We start from the raw sequence: 19,842 nt of genomic DNA, 5'->3' as shown, positions 1-19,842 counted from the left end.
TTTCCGCTGCCTCTACCCGAACCCCTGCGCCGGGCCCTGCCCCCCGGCACAGGGGTTCTTCTCGGCTTGAGCGGCGGCGTCGACAGCGCTGTGGCGCTGGCCATGCTGCAGGCGCTCGGTTGTCGCGTCGAATGCGTCACTTTCCGGAATTTCTGCTATGCCGGCGACGAGGATGCGGTGACGGAGCAGTCGTGCTGCTCGCTCGAAGCCATCGATCAGGCCAGGCGACTGGCCTCGCTGCACGGTGCTCCCCACTGGGTGGGCGACCTCGTGGAACCTTTCCGGGAGCGGGTGATCTCGCCGTTCATCGAGGAATATGCCGCGGGTCGCACGCCCAATCCGTGCCTGGCCTGCAATTCCGGCGTCCGGTTCCCGGAACTGGTAAGGCTGGCGCGACGCCAGGGCTGTGAATTCGCCGCCACGGGACACTATGCGCGCATCGACCGCGACCTGCCGTCGCCGGGGCTGCGGCGCGGCCTCGATCCCAACAAGGACCAGTCGTATTTCCTGCATCGCCTCGAGCCTTCGCTGCTGCCGCAGCTGGTCTTTCCACTGGGCTGGTACGACAAGGGACAGGTGCGCGAGGCGGCGCGCGCGCTGGGCCTGCCCGTCGCCGAGCGTCGCGACAGCCAGGAGATCTGTTTCGTGCCGGACGACGACCGCAGCTTCCTGTTCGCCGCCCCGGATCAGGCAGGCGCGGTCGCGGCGGCGACACTGCCGGGGCCGATCGTCGACCGGCAGGGACGGGTCCTGGGCCGGCATCGCGGGCTGGCGCACTACACGGTGGGCCAGCGCAAGGGCCTGGGCGTGGCGGCGCCGGCACCGTTGTACGTGCTGGCGCTCGAAGCGGAAGGCAACCGGCTGGTGGTCGGCGTCCGCGACGAGTTGCTGGCCACGCGGCTCGTCGGCGACCGCTTCACCGCGCAGGCTTCGGGCTTCCCGGACAGCTGGCCCGCGGGCGCGACCGGCGAATGGGCCGACATGCAGCCGCTGGCCCAGCTCCGGCACCGGCATGCCGGCACACCGGTTGCGTCGTGGCGACGGGACGGCGATCGTCTGGAAGTGACGCTGGCGCAGCCGGTGTCAGGTGTGGCGCCGGGACAGGGCCTGGCGCTCTACGACGGGGATCGGGTGCTGGCAGGGGCTCGGCTGCGCGAGCCGGGCTGGGGCGGCGACACCGAAGCGTCGGGCGACGACGTGCCCCGCGTTCGCGATGAAAAGGACGCATGATGGCAAGCGGTGGCAGCAAGGCAGGGTCCGGTCGCGGCAGGCGCGTGATCATCGTGTTGTCGCTGCTGACAGCGTTCGGGTCCGTCGTCGCCTTCGTGGCGCCGCGACTGGTTCCGTCCGCTCGCGTGGCCGCGCGCGCCCAGGAGGCCCTGGCGGCTGCCACGGGGGCGGAGGTGACCGTCGGCTCGGCTTCGCTCACGCTGTTCGGCGGGCCGGGCCTGCGCCTGCGGGAAACCCGCCTCGTGTCGGCCGGCGGCAGCACGGCCAGGTTCGCCGAGCTGGAATTCTCACTGGCGGTGGCGCCGCTCCTGCGGCGCGAACTGGTGGTCGATCGCGTGGCCGCGCGCGGTCCCTCGGCGCGGGCGATGTGGCGCGGCCTTCCGGTGGACCTGGCGGATTTCGAGCTGGAAACGGGTCGCCTGCGGCTGCGCCTGCCCCGCGAGGGCGATACGGCCGCGATGGTGGCACCCGCTGCTGCGGAAGGCCCCTTGTCGCGACTCCCGGCCGGCCTCGCGGGTTCGTTCTCGCTGGAGGCGGCGCGGGTCGCGTGGTCGTCGTTCGCGCTGGAGACGCTGAATGCCGAAGGCAGCATCGAAGAGGGCCGGATCAGCTTCGAGAACCTCGACGCCGGTTGCGGCGGCGGCCGGTTGAAGGCCAGTGCCGTCATCACCCCGGTCGCTGGTGCCACGGGCGCCCTGACGGGCAACCTGGTGCTTGAAGCCGTGGACGCAGCCGCACTCCTGGGCGCCTGGGCGCCGGCGGTGGCTTCGCAGATGGACGTGAAGCTGACCGGCGATGCCGACGTCGGCATGCCGCTCGGCGGCGATGGGGGCCTGGACGCGCTCACGGCCGCGGCGCACCTGACGACGGGCGAAGGCCTGCTGCGGGCCGGGCCGTGGCTCGGCGACGTGGGACCGTACCTGGGCGACCGGCAGGACCTGGTCGATATCCGCATCGCGACGTCGCGACTGGCGGTGCGCCTGGAAGAAGGCCGTTGCCTGGTCGACACCCTTGTCATCACCGGCCCCGACACGGATTGGGACCTGGCAGGCGCGCTGGGGCTGGGCGGTGTGGCCGGGTCGACGACCGCCATGGACCTCGCGGTGCACATCAAGCTGCCGCCCGGGTTCACGCCGAACCTGGGTTCGATGTCGTTCTTTGCCGAGGCGATGCGCGACCGTGAACGTCGCATCAATCTCGACCTGCGGCTGACCGGCCCGGTGGATGGGCCGGACGTGACCCTGGACCTGGCTGCGATGTCGCGTCGCGCCAGGCGCTAGACCATCGCAAGCGGAGCCGGGGCAGGTACTTCGGGGCCCGCAAAAGGGCTCAGGGCGATCCTTGACAAACGGAAAGCCAAGTAGTACCGTGCCTTCCCGTTGCGAACGCGGCCCTGTCCGGCGTGCCGGCGGGTTTGCGAGGGCGGGAACGCCACTGCGTATCCATAGGCATCGGCCCTGCGCTTGGCACCGGCCCTGCGCCCCGATTTGGGAGGGCTAGTCCTAATTGGTAAGGCAGCGGTCTTGAAAACCGCCGGGTGAAAGCCCATGGGGGTTCGAATCCCTCGCCCTCCGCCAGGTTTCGGAGAGGTGACCGAGTGGCCGAAGGTGCACGCCTGCTAAGCGTGTGTAGGGTAACACTTACCGAGGGTTCGAATCCCTCCCTCTCCGCCACAGATTGATGGCGCGGCTTGTTTGATCGCGCGGCTTGACAGTTCTGGTGCGCCCATAGCTCAACTGGATAGAGCATCTGACTACGGATCAGAAGGTTGGGGGTTCGAATCCTCCTGGGCGTACCACCAAGACGATGAAGGGCGACCATCCGGTCGCCCTTCTCTTTTGCCGCAGGCAGCGGACGGCTTCGGCCTGACGGCGATCAGGTGTCCCGTGGTTGATCGTCCGTGGGCACTTATCGATGCGGCCGGGGTTACCTGCCGACTCTGTCGCGCGCCCCGGTTGTGTTACCGTGCGGGGAAGATTTCCGCTGTCTGTCGGCAGGGAGCACCGGCAGGGCCGCGCGTCCATGGGATGCGCGACAGGCCGGACAGGAAGGAACCGCCACGTGTCGTTATGGCTGACCCGCGCCGGAGCCCGGTGCATCGCAGGGCACCTGTTGCCGGCCGGGCTGGCAGGGATTCTGGCCCTGCCGGCATCTGCCGCGCCCCCGCCCATCCCCGTTTCCGAGATCACCATCGGCATGACCGGCTACGGACTGACCGTGTTTGCCGGCAGCCGCGTCGACACGTTCAGCGTGCGCGTGCTGGGCGTGCAGCCGAACGCGCGGGCGCAGGGATCCATCGTGCTGGTGGAGGTGGGGGGCCACGGCCTCGAGAAATCGAGCATCGCGCAGGGGATGAGCGGCAGCCCGGTCTACCTGGACGGGCGCTTTGCCGGCGCGGTTGCGTTCGGCTGGGAGGGTTCACTGTCGCCGATCGGCGGCGTGACGCCAGCTGCGGAGATGCTGGCGCTGCCAACTGATCCGTCGCCGGCCGCAGGGCCTCGCTACGGCGGCGACTGGGACCCGCGCGCGTTGCTCGGCGGGCACGAGAGTCAACTGGCGACGGCCCTGCTCGGAGCCGGCGCCGCCTCGCAGCCGACCGGAGTCAAGCCGGCGCTGGCGGGCGTGACGGGCTGGCCCGAGCCGCTCGAACTGGCGGCAACGCTTCTTGAACCGTTGACGCCGGGCGGCGGCGTCGGCGCGCCTGCCTGGCTGTGCCGGCCGGCGGGAATGGCGGTGGCGACAGCCGGCGGTGGCAACGTGCCGGCCGATGCCCCGCCCCGGCTGGTGCCGGGCGCAGCCTGTGCCGTGTCGCTGGTCGGCGGCGATGCGGATCTCGGCGCCATCGGCACCGTCACCTGGGTGGATGGCGACCGCGTCCTGATGATGGGCCATCCGCTGTTCCAGCGCGGCGCGGTGGACCTGCCCCTGGCTTCGGCGGACATCGTGACCATCCTTCCGAGCCGCCGCATCTCGTTCAAGATCGGATCGCCGGGGCCGGTGATCGGTGCGGTGCACCACGACCTGCGCGCGGGCCTGGCCGGTCGCATCGGCGCCGTGGCGCCGGTGATACCGGTGACCGTGAAACTGGAGGGCGCTGCGCCCGGCACGTTCCGGTTCACGGCGGCCGACGATGCGCAACTGACGCCGCTGCTCGTGTTCTGGTCGTTCTACAACGCGCTGCTGGCCGAAGGTGATGACGCGAGCCGTCAGACCTTCGACTGGCGGCTGGAGACGAACTGGCGCGAGAAGGCCGGTTCCGTCGCGCGGAAGCTGGACCTCGGTGGCGTCGCCGCCGGTCCGGGTGCGGCGGGCATGCTGGCCGGTGAGATCATGACGCCCCTGGCGCTGCTGCTCGACAATCCGTTCAGCGAGGTGGCGCTGGAGTCGGCCTCGTTCACCGTGAACGTCAAGCCGGGGCGCAGCGATGCCGTGGTCACCGCGCTGGGGCTGCCGCGGCGCCTGGCGGCGGGCACGACGGCGCTGCCGCTCACGGTGGAACTGCGCGATGCGGCGGGCGCGATGCAGCGACTTCCCGTGTCCGTGACGCTCCCGGCGTCGCTGCCCGCCGGTGCGTACCGCGTGGTCGCGGCCAGCGCCGCCGAGTTCTTCGCCTTCGAGGCGCAGCGTGCTCCCGAGCGCCTGCTCCCGACGCGCCTCGACGACCTGTGGGAACTGCTGGAAACGGCGCGGTCGGCCTCGACACTCGTGGTCGCGGTGTTCGCAGCCGATCGTCCGCTGCTCGTGGGCGGGCGCGAGCTCGCGGCCATGCCGCCGAGCGTGGAGCGCGCTCTCGGCGCCGGGAGGCAACCGGCCGACCAGGCGATGGCGAGCTACGCGGCGCGCCACGAACAAGCGACCGCGTGGACGCTGGGCGGACATGCCGTGCGCACGCTCGAGATCATGCCCGCTTCGCCGGCAGCCGGCGACGCGCGGCGGCCCTGAGGCAACCGGGATCCGGATCGCGTCGACTCGACGCCGGGAGACATCATCGTGGACCTGTTGAAGGCACAGACGAAGCGCGTGCGCCGCGGCAATGCGCCGGCAGCGGCAGTGGTGCTGGCTGCGGCAATGGCATTGACGGCCTCGATGCCGGCGGGAGCGGCAGGCCCGAAGTTCTGGGACTGGCCGGAGGGGCGTTCCTTCGACGAGGTGACGCTGAGCGGCGCCGGTCGCGACACGCTCGGCGGGTTGGAGGCCGGACCCATCGTCACCGTGCACGCGCTCCCGGGACCGGAAGTGGTGTGGCGCCTGGCGGCCGACGGCCGGGGCGGGTGGTACCTGGGTACGGGACACGGTGGCGAGATCCATCACGTGGCGCCCGACGGGAAAATGCGCCTGGTGGCGCGACTGGAATCGACGGAAGTCTTCAGCCTGGCCGTGCTGCCGGGCGGTGACCTGCTGGCCGGCGGTGGTCCCGATGGCCGGCTGTTGCGCGTGACCGCGGGCGGCGACGTGACCGAGGTCGGGCGCATCGAGGGTGCCTACATCTGGGGCATGGCCGTGCAGGAGAAGGCCGGTGTGGCCTGGCTGGCCGTCGGATCGCCGGCCGCCGTCTACCGCTACGGGTGGCGCGACGGCAAGCTGGACAAGGTCGCGACCCTGTCGGCGCAGAACGCGATGGATGTCATGTTCGACAGTGAGCGTTCACGGCTGCTCGTGGCGACGCAGGGACCGGGCCTGGTCTACGCGCTCACCGACGGCGGCAAGTCCGTACGCCTGCTCGGCGACATTGCGCAGGACGAGGCGAGGCGCCTGCTGCGAGGTCCGGGCGGTGCGATCCATGTGCTGGGCCTGGCCGGCGGCGCTGAGGCGATGGCCACCGCCGGGGACGGGAACAGCAGCGGCGAGGGCGGCCCGGGGCAGGCCCTGATAGCGGCGCTGGCGGGCGATGTCGCGACCGCGTCCCTGCCGGCGGCGGCGCTGTACCGCCTGGCCGTCGACGACCAGGGCCATGAAGTGCTCCTGCGCACCTGGGCCGGCGACCGCGACCTCATGGCGGCCGGCTGGAGTGAGCACTGGGGCTGGCTCGGCGCCGGCTCGCTGGCTGCCGGCGATGGAGCCGGAGGGGATGGTGGCGCCGACGCGACGGCCGCGACGGCCGCGCAGGCACGGTTGTACCGGCTGCTGCCGCCGTGGGGTGTGACGCCGTTGACGACCTGGACGGGCGGCGATGTGCTCGATCTTGCGGTTGTCGGTGACGACCTGGCGCTGGCGCAGGCACATCCCGCAGCGCTGGTGCTGGCCGACCGCTCAAGTGATGCGAACGGCACGGCCGTGAGCCCGCCGCTGGACGGCGGCCCCGGCGTGCGCTGGGGCCGGTTGCGCTGGGATGGCAACGCGGGTGATGACGCTCCGCGCTGGTCGGTTCGCGGCGGGCGCCGCCCGCAACCCGACGACACCTGGACAGCGTGGTCGTCCGCCTGGAGCGGCCACGACCAGGAGATCGCGCTGGCGGATTGCCGCTACATTCAGTGGCGCGTGGAGTTGCCGGCGCCGGCGCGCGGCGAGCGCGCGGCGCACGTGGCCAGTGTGTCGGTGAGCGCGTGGCAGCCGAACCGTGCGCCGGTGATCGAGGAATTCCGGCTCGAGCAGTTGCGCGGCGTGAAACTCGGCGGCCTGGCCGCGGGCGAGAGCATCATCCATGAATACCGCAGCGGGCTGCGCGCGGAGTTCACCACCCAGGATGCGCCGAGTGACGGCTGGAGCGGCCTCGAGCGCGCGGACCCGGGCCGCGCGGTGCGCGTGGTGACCTGGCGCGCGAGCGACCCGAACCAGGATCGCCTCGAGTTCCGCCTCGAATGCCGTCGCGACGGTGATACGGCGTGGCGACCGGCTGTTGCTCCCGGCGGTACGCAGGATCCCGTGTCCGGGAACCTGGGCAGTTGGGACACCTCGGCCCTGGCCGACGGCCGCTACGCGTTGCGTCTGGTTGCCAGCGATGCTCCCGACAATCCCTCGCCGCATGCGGCGCAGGCGCTGCGCGTGCTGGGCCCGGTGGCGGTCGACAACACGCCGCCGCGCCTGGAAGTGCTGGAGACGGGCACCGCCGACGGCGACCTGTTGACCGTGCGGCTGCGCGCCGTCGATGCGACGAGCCCTCTGGCCGGCGCGCGCGTCATTGCCGCCGACGGCAGTGCCGAGCGCCTGGATCCGCGCGACGGCATTTGCGACGGCCTGGAGGAGACTTTCCTGGCGCGGATCGAGCGCCGGCGGGCGATGAGCGCGCATGGCGACCAGCCGCTGCGGGTGCGCCTGGAGGTCCGCGACCTGGCCGGCAACATCGCCGGGGTCGAGGCGGTCTGGCCGTGAGCGCGGAAGGTGCCGCCGGGTCGCTGCTCGGGGGGCTCTTCGCCCCGGACGAACGCTGGATGAACGAGGCGCTGCGCCTGGCCCGTGAAGCGGCGGCGCGGGGCGAGGTGCCGGTCGGCGCCGTCGTCGTCCGTGACGGCGTGGTCCTGTCGCGCGGCCACAACCAGGTCGAGGCGTTGCGCGACGCCACGGCCCACGCCGAGATCCTGGCCATCGGCGCCGCCGGCGGCGCGGGAGCGGGCTCGCTGGCGGAAGAGGACGAGCCCGACGCCGCGTCTGCCGCTCCCGATCGCGGAAGCTGGCGCCTGGACCAGGCCACGCTGTACGTGACCCTCGAGCCGTGCACCATGTGTTGCGGGGCCATCCTGCTGGCCCGGGTCGGCAGGGTGGTCTTCGGGGCGGCCGACCCGCGGGCCGGCGCGGTGGTCTCCACGGCCCGCCTTCTGGACGGCAATCCCTACCGGCACCGGGTGGAAGTGGTGGGCGGAATCCTGGCCGGCCCCTGCGGCGAGTTGCTGAAGGGCTTCTTCCGGGGCCGGCGGACCGACGGGCCGGGGGCCTGAAACCGGTGCGGCGGCCCGGTTTCCGGGTGCAGACAGCAGATTGATTTTCCGCAAACCCGATGCTATATTGCCCGCCCTGTCCCTCGGTGGAGAGGTGCGAGAGTGGCTTAATCGGCACGATTGGAAATCGTGTGTGCCGGAAGGTACCGAGGGTTCGAATCCCTCCCTCTCCGCCAGCTGGAGCAGGGCGATTTCGCGGAGAGGTGCCGGAGCGGTTGAACGGGGCGGTCTCGAAAACCGTTGAACCTTCGCGGGTTCCCAGGGTTCGAATCCCTGCCTCTCCGCCATGTTGACGAAAGGCCAGGCGCGGCCGGCACACCGCGCGAAGGCCACGGGGGACGCGCCCCCTGCCGCACCGGGACCGGGTCCCGGAGGCTGAAGCAGCGCGATGGTTCGGGTGGGGATGTAGCTCAGCTGGGAGAGCGCCTCGTTCGCAACGAGGAGGTCGACGGTTCGATCCCGTTCATCTCCACCACCCAAATAGGCCGGCCGCGACGATGCGCCGGAAGGCATGATGGGTCAGGCCCGGCGTGACGTCGGAGCACCAACCCCGTCAGGACTGGAAAGTAGCAGCGGTACGTACCCTTCGACGTGTGCGTCGCCAGCCTGGCCCGCCTGCCAGCGGCCTCCGGAAGTCCGGAGGCCGCTCTCTTTTTCGGTGAACGCGCTGCACGTGCGTGGAGCACGCGCGCTGCGCGCGTGCGCAGCCGGCAAATGCGGGTGGCGGCGCTGCGCTGCAGCATGCTAGATTCGCCGTTCGCCGGCGAGGCTGGCCGGCAACTCCTTTCGACCCGGCAGGCGGAGTACCATGTCGTATCAGGCGATCGCCCGGAAGTATCGTCCCGAGACGTTCGAGCAGGTTGTGGGGCAGGGGCATGTGACCTCGACGCTGCGCGCTGCCCTGCGCAAGGGCAAGCTCAGCCACGCCTACCTGTTCTCGGGGCCGCGCGGCTGCGGCAAGACCACGGTGGCGCGTCTGCTGGCCAAGGCGATCAACTGTGCGGCGCCGAACGACGGTGATCCCTGCGGGCAGTGTGACACCTGCAAGGCGATCGCGCGCGGTGGCGACCTCGATGTTCTCGAGATCGACGCGGCCAGCAATACCGGCGTCGACAACATCCGCGAGTTGCGTGACATGGCGCAGTACTCGACCGCCGGGGGCAACAGCCGGGTCTTCATCATCGATGAAGTGCACATGTTGTCGAAGGGTGCCTTCAATGCGCTGCTGAAGATCCTCGAGGAACCGCCCGCGCGCGTGTACTTCTTCTTCGCGACGACCGAGGCGAACAAGATCCCGCGCACCATCCTCAGCCGCTGCCAGCGTTTCGATTTCCGCCTGATCGGGCGCGATGAGCTGGCGGGCCGCCTGCGCGACGTCGCCGCGGCCGAGGGCGTGAAGGTCGACGAGTCGGGCCTGCGGGTGCTGGTCAGCCTGGCCGAGGGCAGCATGCGCGACGGGTTGAGCCTGCTCGACCAGGTCATCGCCGGGGCCGAGGGCACCATCGACGAAAAGGCGGTGGCCGACGCTTTCGGACTTGTCGCCAGCGAGCTGTTCCTGGAGCTGAACGAGTGCATCCTGGCCCGGGACGCGGCGCGCGCGCTGCGCCTTGTTGAGGACCTGGCGGCCGGCGGGCAGAGCCTGGACGGCTTCGCGCGCGGCGTGGTGACCAATTTCCGCAACCTGCTGCTGCTGCGCATCGACCCTTCGCTGGCGGGCATGATCGACCTGCCGCCGGACCGTGTCGAGGTGCTGCGCAAGCACGCCGCGGGTTTTGCCGAGCAGGACCTGCTGGCCCTGATCGACGTCGCGAGCCGGCATTTCGAGCGGATCCATCGCAGCACGCAGCCGCGGATCCTGCTCGAGGCGTCGGTCGTGGAATACTGCCGATTCGAGTCGCGCGTGCTGCTGGCCGACCTCGCGCGGCGATTGGCGGGCGTCGAAGCGGCGCCGGCATCACCCGGCGGGGGCGGTTCGGCGGGAGCCGGGCGCGCGGCCACGTCGGCCGGTGCACGGCCTGCGCCGCCGGCGGCCGGGCGGCCGGTTGCCGGGGCCCATCCTGCCGCGCACGCGGCGGAGCGGCCGCGCTACGCCGGGGCGCCGACAGGCGGCGCGGCGCCGACGCCGACGCCAACACCGACGCCGACGTCGACGTCGACGGGCTCGACCGCGGGTCCGGACCTGGCCGCTGCCGACCGCGCGGTACCGGGCTGGACGCGCTTCATCGACACGCTCATGAAGAAGCACCCGCGACTGGGTTCGTGCCTGATGAACGGCTTGCCCGAGCGCGACGACGAGGCGGGCTGCCTGCGCGTCTCGTTCGCGGCCGACAAGAAGTTCATGGTCGACAGCATCGCCGGCGAGACCGCGGTGCTGGCCTCGGCGGCCGAGGCCCAGTGGGGCGCCCCGCTGAAGGTGCTCCTGGAATACGGGCCGCGCGGGCAGAAGGCCGAAGTGACCGAGGCCATCCGCCAGGAAGTGGCGCCCACGCACCGCGAGGAACTGGAACGCGCCTGTGCGGCCGACGCCGCCCTGGGCGATCTTGTGGACCTGCTCGGCGGGCAGCCGCTGCCCGAGGGCGAGCGTCGCCGCTGGGATCCGCCCGCGCGCTGACGAACGGTTCGCAGGGTATCGACGAAAGCAACCCGGAGGATACATGGACATCCGCATGCTGATGAAGCAGGCCCAGCAGATGCAGGCCAAGATGGCAAAGGCCCAGGCCGAACTCGAGAGCCGCGAGGTGACGGCCGAGGTGGCCGGGGGACAGGTCAAGGTCGTCATGAACGGCAAGCACCGGCTCAAGAGCCTGGTCATTGCCCCGTCGGCCGTCGACCCGGACGACATCGAGTTCCTGCAGGACCTGGTGCTGGCCGCCGTCAACGAGGGCATTGCCGCGGTCGATGCGCTCGTCGAGAAGGAAATGGGCGCAGTCACCGGCGGCATGAACGTGCCCGGCCTGAACCTGCCGGGAATGGGCTGAGCGTGGAGCGCGGCAACGGCGGCGGCAACGGCAACGGGAATGGCCATGCCGGTGGAAACGGTTTCGGCGCCGATGGCGGCGAATTCCAGTCGCCGGCGCTCGAACGGCTGGTGCGCAGCCTCAGCCGGCTGCCGGGCCTGGGCCGCAAGTCGGCCACGCGTGTGGCCCTTCACCTCCTGACCGGGGGCGGCGCAGCCGCGCATGCCGAGGAGCTGACCGAGACCCTGGCCGAGGCCCGTCGCCAGGTGCGCACCTGTTCGAGCTGCGGCGCGATCACCGAGCCCGACCCCTGTCGCATCTGCTGCTCGGAACGCCGTGACCGCTCGCAATTGTGCGTGGTGGCCAGCCCTGTCGATGTCCTGCCCATCGAGAAGGCCGGGTTCTTCCGCGGGCGCTATTTCGTGCTTGGCGGCCTGCTTTCGCCGCTCGACGGTGTCCGTGCCCAGGACCTTCCGTTCGACCGCCTGCGGGAGCGTTTGCAGGACGGACCCGTCACCGAACTGATCATGGCCCTGGACGCCTCCGTGGAGGGCGAGACGACGGCGCTCTACATTCAGAGGTTGTTGTCCAGCAGCGAGTTGCAGATGTCGAGACTGGCGACGGGGATTCCCGTCGGTGGCGCCCTGGCCTATACCGACGAGGTGACCCTGCAGCGCGCCTTCCAGTTCCGCCGCTCCTTCTGAAGTCCGGCGCCGGACCAGCCGGCGCCGGTCCGGTCCGACCTCACGTTCCCGCAATTCCGCAGTCAAGTGACAATGCTTCCGGTCGATATCCTGCCTGCGTTCAATGCCCGATGCCCTGCGGCAGCCGGGCCGGGCCTTCCCGCAGGAGTGCGGTACATGGTCAGAGCTGAGTGGGCAATCTTCGAGGAAGACTACTGGGCGATCGACAACGTCCTGGATGACCTGCTGCGCAGCAGCAGGGCCAGCAACGTGGTGTTGATCGACCGGACGGGCCAGCTGGTCAGCCAGTGCGGTCCCGAGGTCGATTTCGACCTCACCAGTTTCGCCTCGCTGTGCGCGGCCGACTTCGAGGCGAACTACCAGCTCGCCAAGCTGATCGGCGAACGGGATTTCAGCACGTTGTTCCACCAGGGGGCGCGCGAGAGCATGTATCTCGCGAAGATCTCGAAGGGTGTTGTGCTGGTGGTCCTGTTCACCAAGAGCACGACGCTCGGGCTGGTGCGGCTGCGCGTCAAGCGCGCGGTCGAGGAACTGAATGACATCATCGAGCGGCTCTACGAGAAGCTGGAGTACCGCAACGAGGAATACGACACCTTCGACGAGACCTTCACGCGCGGCGTGGAGGCTGAAATCGATAACCTGTTCGCTGACTGAGCGTGAAGGAGCAAAGGCTCCGCCAACGGAAGGCAAAGGGGAACGTCGTGTCGCTGATCAACTACTCCTCGCGCGAGATCAACTGCAAGGTGGTGTATTACGGACCCGGTCTCGGCGGGAAGACGACCAACATCCAGTACGTCTACGAGAAGCTCGCACCCGAGACCAAGGGCAAGCTCGTGACGCTGGCGACGGAGATGGACCGCACGCTCTTCTTCGACTTCCTGCCCCTGGAGCTGGGCGAGGTCAAGGGTTTCAAGACGCGCTTCCACCTCTACACGGTGCCCGGCCAGGTCTACTACAACGCCAGTCGCAAGCTGATCCTGCGCGGTGTCGACGGCATCGTCTTCGTGGGCGACAGCAGCGAGGCCCGCTTCGACGCGAACATCGAGGCGTTGTACAACCTTCATGACAACCTGAAGGAATACGACCTGAGCCTCGAGCAGATCCCCTTCGTGATGCAGTGGAACAAGCGCGACATGCCGGACGCGATCCCCATTGCCGAGTTGAACGAGGAGCTGAATCCCGAAGGCTACGACAACTTCGAGGGTATCGCCGTCCAGGGCGTGGGTGTCTTTGACACGCTGAAGTGCGTGGCGAAGAAGGTGCTCCGGCAGTTGCAGACGAGCTGACGCCGGTCACGCTTTCGTCGAGTTGCGTGGCGCGGCCGGAATCGGCCGCGCTTCGTTTTCGTGGGCGACGAACGACAGCTGCTTCCGGACGATCGCCTATCTCCGGAGCGAGGCCAGGTGGTCGGCGAAGACCTCGTTGAACAGCGCACCGGGGCGTCGACACCGCAGCTGCTCGACAATCTCCGGGCCGTCCATTCCCAGTTCATGCATGATCATCCCGGCCAGCAGCGCCGAGCGGTTGAATCCCATGCCGCAGTGCGAGAGCACGCCGTGGCCCTGCCGCACAAGCTCGGCGCCCATCAGGGCGATGGCTCGGAGCTTTCGCAGGTTCGGCAGGTCCTCGTCGTGGATCGGGTAGTACACGTAGATCCAGCGGTCGGGGATCGTCGGCACGCCGTGGTCGATATCGCCCTCAAGGTCGATGACCACGTCGACGCCGTGCCCCTCGATCGTGTCCCAACAGGTGATGACCGGTGAGATGAACAGCTTGCCGGCCTCGTCGACCTGGAACAGTTCCATGCGTACTCCTTCCGCGGCAGCATCCTAGCACGGCACGCTCCGGCCCGCGACGGTGGCCGTGCTTCCGGGCGATCTGCCTTGCCAGCCCGCGGCGATCTGCTAGAGTCCCCCGAGGAGGCGCTAACTGGCGTAACCCGAAGGAGTTGAGTATGAGATTCAGGATCTCGGGGACGGCCTGGCTTGGACTGGCGCTGGCCCTGCCGTCGGCTGCCGTCGCCGTCGCCGTCAGCGACGCTGCCCATGGCACCCGGTCCTACGACGACTATGAAAAGCCGGCCACCTGCTCGACCTGCCATGACGACATCTTCCAGCAGTGGAAGCAGGCGATGATGAGCCAGGCCTATACCCACCATTGGGACGAGATCGAGTATTTCGAACTCGCGGTACCGCACGCGGAGAAGGATGCGAAGGTTGCCGGTGTCAAGGCCGGCTGCAACGGATGCCATGCGCCGACGGCCTTCCTGGCCGGCGACACGCCGCCGCCGCGTCCGGAAGAGAACAGCCGCGCGAACGAGTCCGTGCACTGCGACCACTGCCACACGGTCACGGGCTTCGTCGGCGACATCCCCCACAACTTCAACTGGGTGAGCGAGCCGGGGCGCCTGAAGCAGGGGCCGAAGCCGGGCCTGGTCTCGCCGCACCATGACACCGTCGAGAACGCCTTCCTGCGCACGGGCGACTTCTGCGGGACCTGCCACAACGAGATGAGCCCCTACGGGATCTGGGTCAAGTCGACCCACCTGGAATGGAAGGAAGGGCCCTATTTCGCGCAGGGTGTCCAGTGCCAGGACTGCCACATGCCGAAGGCCGAGGGTGTATCGGCCCGGATGGGGCAGCCGGGACTCGTCGCCCAGCACCTGTTCCACGGTGCGCACGACCCCGGCAAGCTGAACGGATCGATCGAAGTGCGCATGAACCCGCTGGAGCGCGAGGTGGAGAGCGACGGCACGGCCGTGATCAAGGTCCAGTTGTTCAACGGGAAGTGCGGCCACAAGGTGCCGACCGGTTCGGTCGAGGATCGCCTGCTCTGGCTCGACGTGACCGCTACCGACAGCGCGGGGCGCACCTGGCGCCTGCCGGTGGACCCGAAGGGATTCGCGGGCGAGGAGTACACGATCGCCGCCGACGTGCTCGCCTACCAGGACATGGGCATCGCGAAGAACCTGCCCGATTTCGCGGGCGTGCAGCGCGACGGCATTCCCGTCGGCAGCCGCATCTTCCGCATGCCCTACTTCGATCCGCAGGGCCGCATGACGATGCAGCAGTGGAACACCGCGTCGCTGGGCTTAGACTACCGCATCGGGCCGCGGGAGACGAAGGTCGAAACCTATTCCTGGGAAGTGCCGGTCGATGCCGCCCCGGGCGGATCGAGTTCCGCGCGACGCTGAACTACCAGCTCCTGGTGGGACCGGTGGCCGAGTTCCTGAAGGTGCCGGCCGAAGAGTCCGCCTTGCGTGTCGTCAACACCGCCGCAACCTGGGTCGAGATCTACGACTGAAAGGGGCCTCGTCCATGAACCGCACGAGATTCACCAGCACCGCCGTCCTGGCCCTGGTTGCCGGGGCACTGCTGTGGCCCGCTGACGCGTCGGCAATCCCGGCGTTCGCGCGCGCGCACAAGCTCAGCTGCACGACCTGCCATGCACCGTTCCCGCGCCTCAAGCCCTACGGCGAGGATTTCGCGGCCAACGGCTTCGCGTTGCCGGATGCCGAGGTTGCGGACCGCGACTTCGTCAACACCGGCGATGACCTGCTGCGCCTGAACAAGGACTTCCCGGTCGCCGTGCGGCTGGATGCCTACATGACACTGGCCGAGGACGCTGCGGGCGACCTCGCGACCGATCTGCAGATGCCCTACGGCCTGAAGCTGCTGTCCGGCGGCACGCTGGCGAAGGACATCGGCTACTACTTCTACTTCTACATGTCGGAGAAGGGTGAGGTCGCCGGTGTCGAGGATGCCTACGTGCACTTCAACAACATCGGCGGCGCGCCGTTGGACGTCATGGTCGGCCAGTTCCAGGCCTGCGACCCGCTCATGAAACGGGAACTGAGGCTGACGTACGAGGACTACCTGATCTACAAGACCCGTGTCGGGCGCTCGAACATCAATCTGGCCTACGACCGCGGCGTCATCGTGGCCTGGGACCTGCCGACCGGCACCACCGATGTCGTGGCCATGATCCTCAACGGCAACGGCAAGGATCCGGCGACGGGAACCGGATTCGACTCGGACAAGTACAAGAACTTCTTCCTGCGCGTGGGCCAGGGCCTGGGGCCGCATGCCAGCATCGGCTATTTCGGCTACTACGGCGAGGAACTGGGCACCGGGGCCATGGATGACGAATCGCTGTTCCGCAATCGCGTGCAGTTCCACGGGCCGGACCTCAAGGCCGGGAACGGGACGCTGGATTTCAGCTTCCAGTACCTGCTGCGGCGTGACACGAACCCGGACTTCCTCAGCGACGCCGCCCGGATCGAGACCGACGGAATCGTGGGGGAACTCGTGATCTCGCCGCACCAGGACCGTTCGCGCCACACCATGACGCTGCTCTACAACCGGATCAATTCGGACAGCGATGTGTCCGACTACGAGTCGTTCACGGCCGCCGTGAGTCGACTGACGCGTCGCAATCTCCGCGTGACGGCCGAGTACACGTTCGACATCGAGAGGGATACCGGCCGGGCCTCCATCGGCGTCGTCAGCGCGTTCTGACGGGACTTCAGCCAGTCGATCCCATCCGGCCCGGCTTCCGTACAGCCGGGCCGGACCTTTTCCGCAGTCGAGGCACGTTCGCGAATCAGCTGCCACAGGTCGCCAAGCACCGACTCGGCTGTCGGCCAGCGCCCCGCACCTCCGCCGTGCAGGATCTCCTGCGACCCGTCGTCACGCCGGATGATCACGACATTCTGCGCCGCCCGGGCGCGACGCAGGAGCGAGTCGGGCGAGATGGGGGCCAGGCACACCTGCGCCCGCCACGAGTCGCCATCCCTGACCATGGAAGCGACCTGGCGCATTCCGGGCCGGAGCGCCGAGCCGACGATGGGCTGCCGCAGGACATCGCGCTCGGCCAGCGGAGGTCCGCCCGCCTGCTGGGCCGCCGCGCAGAGTTTCGCGGCGGCGTCGCGCCCATCCAGGTCGCGGGCGGTGTCGGCCTCGGCGTAGCCGAGGCGTCGGGCTTCGGCGATCGCCACCGCCAGTGAAGAGCCCGCCTCGCAGGCCTCCAGGACGAAGTTGGCGGTACCGTTGATCACGCCCGAAAGCTCCACCAGCGGCGCACTGCCGGGCCGGCCGATCGCTTCGAGCACCGGCACCGATCCGCCGACCGCTGCGCTGGCGAGCAGGCGCCCGCCGTGCCTGTACGCCAGCGCCGCGAGTTCACCGCCGTGGGCGGAGAGCAGGTCCTTGTTCGCGGTCACCACCGCAACGCCGCGGCGCAGGGCGGCTGCGACGGCCTCGCGGGCGACGTCCACGCCGCCCATCACCTCGACGACAACGTCGACGTCGCTGCCGGCGAGGCCAAGCGGGTCGCCAACCAGTGGTGCCGGCAACTCGTGACGGGACGGATCGCGAACCGCAACGCCGACGAGCGTGAACCGGCGCGCGTCAGCTGCCAGCATCCTGGCGACGCCCCCTCCGACCGTGCCATGGCCGAGTATGCCCACGCGCAACGGAGCCTGATGCGCTGTCGGCATCCCGGCCCGTGCGGGATGGTCGCCGATGCGCGTCCAGGCCGTGGCATTGAGCGTACCGAGCTCGAACCCGAGGCGGTGCCGCTGCGCGAAGCGGATCGCCTTGTGCTGGATGATGGAGCCGTCGGTGGCCAGCGCATCGTCCCAGCCGGCGGTTTCATAGCGCACGGCCGGGGGGCCGGGCAGTGCGGGATCGCGGTCGTAGAGGCCATCCACGTCCTTGATCAGCATGCACCGCGTCGCGCGCAGCGCCTTGGCGAGGCACAGCGCCGTCAGGTCCGACCCGCCGCGCCCGAGCAGGACGGTCTCGCCGCGGCGGTCATGGGCAATGAAGCCCGGGCAGACCACGACCCCGAGGCGGCCAAGGGCCGCGTGCAGTAGGCCGACACCGGCGGCCACCGGCACCGCATCGGAGACCGGTCCGCGGGCGCGGAGACCGGCCGGGAGGCAGGCTGCAGGCACGCCGGCGCGCTCGAGCAGGGCCGCCAGGAGTGCGGCGCTTTCCAGTTCACCGCCGGCGGCCAGCGCCGCGCGCGCCCGTGAGTCGGCATCGAGGCCGAGCCGGGTTGCCCGTGCCAGCAGTTCGTCGGTGCGCCCGGCCAGTGCCGACACCACGGCCAACGTGCGCCACCCGTCGCGTCGCCAGCGGTAGATCTCGTGCACGGCGCTGCCCAGGCTGGCCTCGTCGCGAAGGACAGAACCGCCGAACTTCAGGACGACCAGTCGCGTGTCGCTCATCGCGCCACCTCCGGCACCTGCGCGGAGAGGGCCGCGGAGAGGTCGTCGCGGATGTCGGCCACGTCCTCGAGTCCCACCGACAGGCGCAGGAGGCCGTCGGCGATGCCTGCGCGGGCGCGGTCCGCAGGCGGGACGTCGGCATGCGTCATCGACGCGGGGTGGGTGACCAGCGTCTCGACGGAGCCGACGTGCTCGACCAGGCGGCACAGGCGCAGGGCACCGGCTGCCCCGCGCGCGGCGGCCAGGCCGCCGGACAGCTCGAATGACAGCACCGCTCCGTCGGCGCCGAGGTGCTGGGCCGCCGCCAGTTCCGGCGCGACCAGGGAGGGGTAGTGCACACGCGCCACCGCCGGGTGCCGGGCCAGCCAGTGCGCGAGCGTGGCCGCGGTTGCCGACTGTGCGCGCAGGCGCAGCGGCAGGGTCTTGATCCCCTGCAGGGTGAGCCAGGCGTGCTGCGGCGTCTGGATGGCGCCCGTGCTCTTGCGCACGAAGCGCACGCGCTCGAGCAACGCCTCGTCCCGGCTGACCACCGCCCCGCCGGGCGCCACGGAATGGCCGTCGATGAACTTCGTCGTCGAGGTGACCGTAATGTCGGCCCCGAGAGACAGCGGTTGCTGCAGTGCCGGCGTCAGGAAGGTGTTGTCGACGACCAGCAGCGCGCCGGCGCCATGGGCCAGGTTCGCGATCGCGCGGATGTCGGTCACCTCGAGCGTCGGATTGGCCGGCGTCTCGACGAGAACCAGCCGCGTGCGGGGCGTGATCGCGGCGGCGACGGCTGCCGACGATGTCGTGTCGACGAAGGCAGCCTCGATCCCCAGCGGCGCCAGGATCCGCTGCAGGAGGCGCGTTGTTCCGCCGTACACGGCGCGCCCGCACACGACGTGGTCGCCCTGGCGCAGCAGCGCCAGCAACAGCGCGGTCTCGGCCGCCAGGCCGGTGGCGAAGCAGACGGCCGGTGGCGCCGCTTCCAATGCGCCGAGCACTTCCTCGAGTGCGCTGACGGTGGGATTCGAGACGCGCGAGTACTGGTGCGTGGCGCGGCTGTCCACGCCATCACGACAGAAGGTGGTGGACTGGACGATCGGCGCGACGAGCGATTGACCGTCGCCGCTGCCGGTGCCGGCGCGACAGCAGAGGCTGTCGAACGAGCGGAACAGGGTGGATTGCGCGCGGGGAATGTTCATGCCGTGACCCTCCCGGGTACGGCATCAAGAGCGGCTGCGCGAAGGCAGCGGATGATGGCGTCGGCCCGCGCGCACGGTTTCGGCCACGGCCGGGTCCCGCTGTGCGTGGTCCTTTTTGACGGATCCCGCCCGCTCCGCCAGGCGGAGTCGACGGTCCCGTCCGCATCAGCCCGACACGAGGTCGGCTGCGGCACCGCGGCGGGCTGATTCCCGCTCGGTTGCCGTCCCGGGTCCGCAGGGACCGGGAACTCTTGATGCAAGACAGTTCTGGGCGCGGAATCTAGAGGCGACCTGTCGGCTTGTCAAGCCGGCGTGTGGCCGGCGGATTGCATGAGGCAAGTGTCCGCGACACGGTACCCGATCGCTATCGCGCGGAAAGGCCGCTTCCGATGCCCGATTCCCAGTCATTCCGCACCGGCGCCATCGTTGCGTTCGCGACAGCGGCGCTGCTGATCCTGCCGCCTCCCGGCAATTCCGGCCGGGTCCTGGCCGGGCAGGATCTCGTGGCAGGCACCTATGCTGAACTCGATCGCGTACGCGACGAGAAACTCGGGCAATTGAAACTGTACCTGGATCGCGTGCAGGGCCTGGCGCGGTCGGCTGCGAGCGACCCGGCGCTGGTCGAGTACTTCCGCATCAGCACGCGCTTCCACGCCCTGTCAC

At 69.7% G+C, this 19,842-nt stretch carries 14 protein-coding genes, 6 tRNA genes, 1 other RNA gene and 1 pseudogene; 18 read left to right on the top strand and 4 right to left on the bottom strand.

Annotated elements, in window-relative coordinates; genetic code table 11:
- The first annotated feature begins 66 nt into the window (after positions 1-66).
- The 17 genes from mnmA (at position 67) to IPG61_03145 (ending at position 13,049) form a co-directional block, all read left to right on the top strand.
- Positions 67-1,230: a tRNA 2-thiouridine(34) synthase MnmA gene (gene mnmA, locus IPG61_03225; protein MBK6733094.1), complete on the top strand. Its 1,164-nt coding sequence runs from the start codon at positions 67-69 to the stop codon at positions 1,228-1,230.
- On the top strand, positions 1,227-2,510 hold the full coding sequence (locus IPG61_03220) for a hypothetical protein (protein MBK6733093.1): 1,284 nt from the start codon (positions 1,227-1,229) through the stop codon (positions 2,508-2,510). Before mnmA ends, IPG61_03220 begins: the two co-directional genes overlap by 4 nt.
- A 210-nt stretch (positions 2,511-2,720) precedes the next feature.
- Positions 2,721-2,807: transfer RNA gene (locus tag IPG61_03215), tRNA-Ser, on the top strand.
- 6 nt (positions 2,808-2,813) lie between these two features.
- Positions 2,814-2,903: transfer RNA gene (locus IPG61_03210), tRNA-Ser, on the top strand.
- Between the two features lie 48 nt (positions 2,904-2,951).
- Positions 2,952-3,028 (top strand) — tRNA-Arg (locus IPG61_03205).
- 263 nt (positions 3,029-3,291) lie between these two features.
- Positions 3,292-5,172: a hypothetical protein gene (locus tag IPG61_03200; GenBank protein MBK6733092.1), complete on the top strand. Its 1,881-nt coding sequence runs from the start codon at positions 3,292-3,294 to the stop codon at positions 5,170-5,172.
- Between the two features lie 48 nt (positions 5,173-5,220).
- On the top strand, positions 5,221-7,539 hold the full coding sequence (locus tag IPG61_03195; GenBank protein MBK6733091.1) for a hypothetical protein: 2,319 nt from the start codon (positions 5,221-5,223) through the stop codon (positions 7,537-7,539).
- Positions 7,540-7,598: 59 nt separating this feature from the next.
- A complete protein-coding gene (locus IPG61_03190) occupies positions 7,599-8,102 on the top strand; it encodes a nucleoside deaminase (GenBank protein ID MBK6733090.1) in 504 nt (167 codons plus the stop codon).
- Between the two features lie 88 nt (positions 8,103-8,190).
- Positions 8,191-8,278 (top strand) — tRNA-Ser (locus tag IPG61_03185).
- A gap of 21 nt (positions 8,279-8,299) precedes the next feature.
- Positions 8,300-8,389: transfer RNA gene (locus IPG61_03180), tRNA-Ser, on the top strand.
- 112 nt (positions 8,390-8,501) lie between these two features.
- A tRNA-Ala gene (locus tag IPG61_03175) sits at positions 8,502-8,577 on the top strand.
- A 42-nt stretch (positions 8,578-8,619) separates the two neighbouring features.
- Positions 8,620-8,717: signal recognition particle sRNA small type (ffs, locus tag IPG61_03170), an RNA gene on the top strand.
- A 193-nt stretch (positions 8,718-8,910) separates the two neighbouring features.
- Positions 8,911-10,713 (top strand): DNA polymerase III subunit gamma/tau, encoded by a 1,803-nt coding sequence (dnaX, locus tag IPG61_03165; GenBank protein MBK6733089.1) that lies wholly within the window; start codon positions 8,911-8,913, stop codon positions 10,711-10,713.
- A 43-nt stretch (positions 10,714-10,756) separates the two neighbouring features.
- Entirely contained in the window at positions 10,757-11,080 is a 324-nt protein-coding gene (locus IPG61_03160; protein ID MBK6733088.1) for a YbaB/EbfC family nucleoid-associated protein, read from the top strand.
- A 2-nt stretch (positions 11,081-11,082) separates the two neighbouring features.
- Complete coding sequence (gene recR / locus IPG61_03155) at positions 11,083-11,763, top strand: recombination protein RecR (GenBank protein MBK6733087.1); 681 nt, start codon at positions 11,083-11,085, stop codon at positions 11,761-11,763.
- Between the two features lie 156 nt (positions 11,764-11,919).
- On the top strand, positions 11,920-12,417 hold the full coding sequence (locus IPG61_03150; GenBank protein ID MBK6733086.1) for a roadblock/LC7 domain-containing protein: 498 nt from the start codon (positions 11,920-11,922) through the stop codon (positions 12,415-12,417).
- Between the two features lie 47 nt (positions 12,418-12,464).
- Entirely contained in the window at positions 12,465-13,049 is a 585-nt protein-coding gene (locus IPG61_03145; GenBank protein ID MBK6733085.1) for a gliding-motility protein MglA, read from the top strand.
- A gap of 96 nt (positions 13,050-13,145) precedes the next feature.
- Here IPG61_03145 and IPG61_03140 read toward each other — a convergent pair whose 3' ends face one another.
- Positions 13,146-13,568, bottom strand: a complete 423-nt coding sequence (locus IPG61_03140; protein ID MBK6733084.1) for a dual specificity protein phosphatase family protein — start codon at positions 13,566-13,568, stop codon at positions 13,146-13,148.
- A 149-nt stretch (positions 13,569-13,717) separates the two neighbouring features.
- On the opposite strand from IPG61_03140, the pseudogene IPG61_03135 reads away from it, so the two are divergent.
- Positions 13,718-15,066 (top strand): annotated as a pseudogene (locus IPG61_03135) (NapC/NirT family cytochrome c).
- A gap of 1,087 nt (positions 15,067-16,153) precedes the next feature.
- Here the strand turns inward: IPG61_03135 and IPG61_03130 are convergent.
- The 3 genes from IPG61_03130 to IPG61_03120 form a co-directional block, all read right to left on the bottom strand.
- Positions 16,154-17,995, bottom strand: a complete 1,842-nt coding sequence (locus IPG61_03130) for a homoserine dehydrogenase (GenBank protein MBK6733083.1) — start codon at positions 17,993-17,995, stop codon at positions 16,154-16,156.
- Complete coding sequence (locus IPG61_03125) at positions 17,992-19,179, bottom strand: aminotransferase class I/II-fold pyridoxal phosphate-dependent enzyme (protein ID MBK6733082.1); 1,188 nt, start codon at positions 19,177-19,179, stop codon at positions 17,992-17,994. Before IPG61_03125 ends, IPG61_03130 begins: the two co-directional genes overlap by 4 nt.
- Before the next feature lie 404 nt (positions 19,180-19,583).
- Entirely contained in the window at positions 19,584-19,832 is a 249-nt protein-coding gene (locus IPG61_03120) for a hypothetical protein (protein ID MBK6733081.1), read from the bottom strand.
- Between the last annotated feature and the right edge of the window lie 10 nt (positions 19,833-19,842).

Source organism: bacterium (assembly GCA_016703265.1).
GTDB lineage: Bacteria > Krumholzibacteriota > Krumholzibacteriia > LZORAL124-64-63 > LZORAL124-64-63 > CAINDZ01.
The sequence above is the reverse complement of the archived record's forward strand: the minus strand, read 5'-3'. Positions and strand labels throughout refer to the sequence as shown.

Excerpts from the sequence above, each read along its gene's own strand:
- IPG61_03220 (MBK6733093.1), top strand. The coding sequence starts at position 1,227 with ATGATGGCAAGCGGTGGCAGCAAGGCAGGGTCCGGTCGCGGCAGGCGC.
- IPG61_03140 (MBK6733084.1), bottom strand. The coding sequence starts at position 13,568 with ATGGAACTGTTCCAGGTCGACGAGGCCGGCAAGCTGTTCATCTCACCG.
- IPG61_03125 (MBK6733082.1), bottom strand. The coding sequence starts at position 19,179 with ATGAACATTCCCCGCGCGCAATCCACCCTGTTCCGCTCGTTCGACAGC.
- IPG61_03160 (MBK6733088.1), top strand. The coding sequence starts at position 10,757 with ATGGACATCCGCATGCTGATGAAGCAGGCCCAGCAGATGCAGGCCAAG.
- IPG61_03150 (MBK6733086.1), top strand. The coding sequence starts at position 11,920 with ATGGTCAGAGCTGAGTGGGCAATCTTCGAGGAAGACTACTGGGCGATC.
- IPG61_03190 (MBK6733090.1), top strand. The coding sequence starts at position 7,599 with ATGAACGAGGCGCTGCGCCTGGCCCGTGAAGCGGCGGCGCGGGGCGAG.
- IPG61_03130 (MBK6733083.1), bottom strand. The coding sequence starts at position 17,995 with ATGAGCGACACGCGACTGGTCGTCCTGAAGTTCGGCGGTTCTGTCCTT.
- dnaX (MBK6733089.1), top strand. The coding sequence starts at position 8,911 with ATGTCGTATCAGGCGATCGCCCGGAAGTATCGTCCCGAGACGTTCGAG.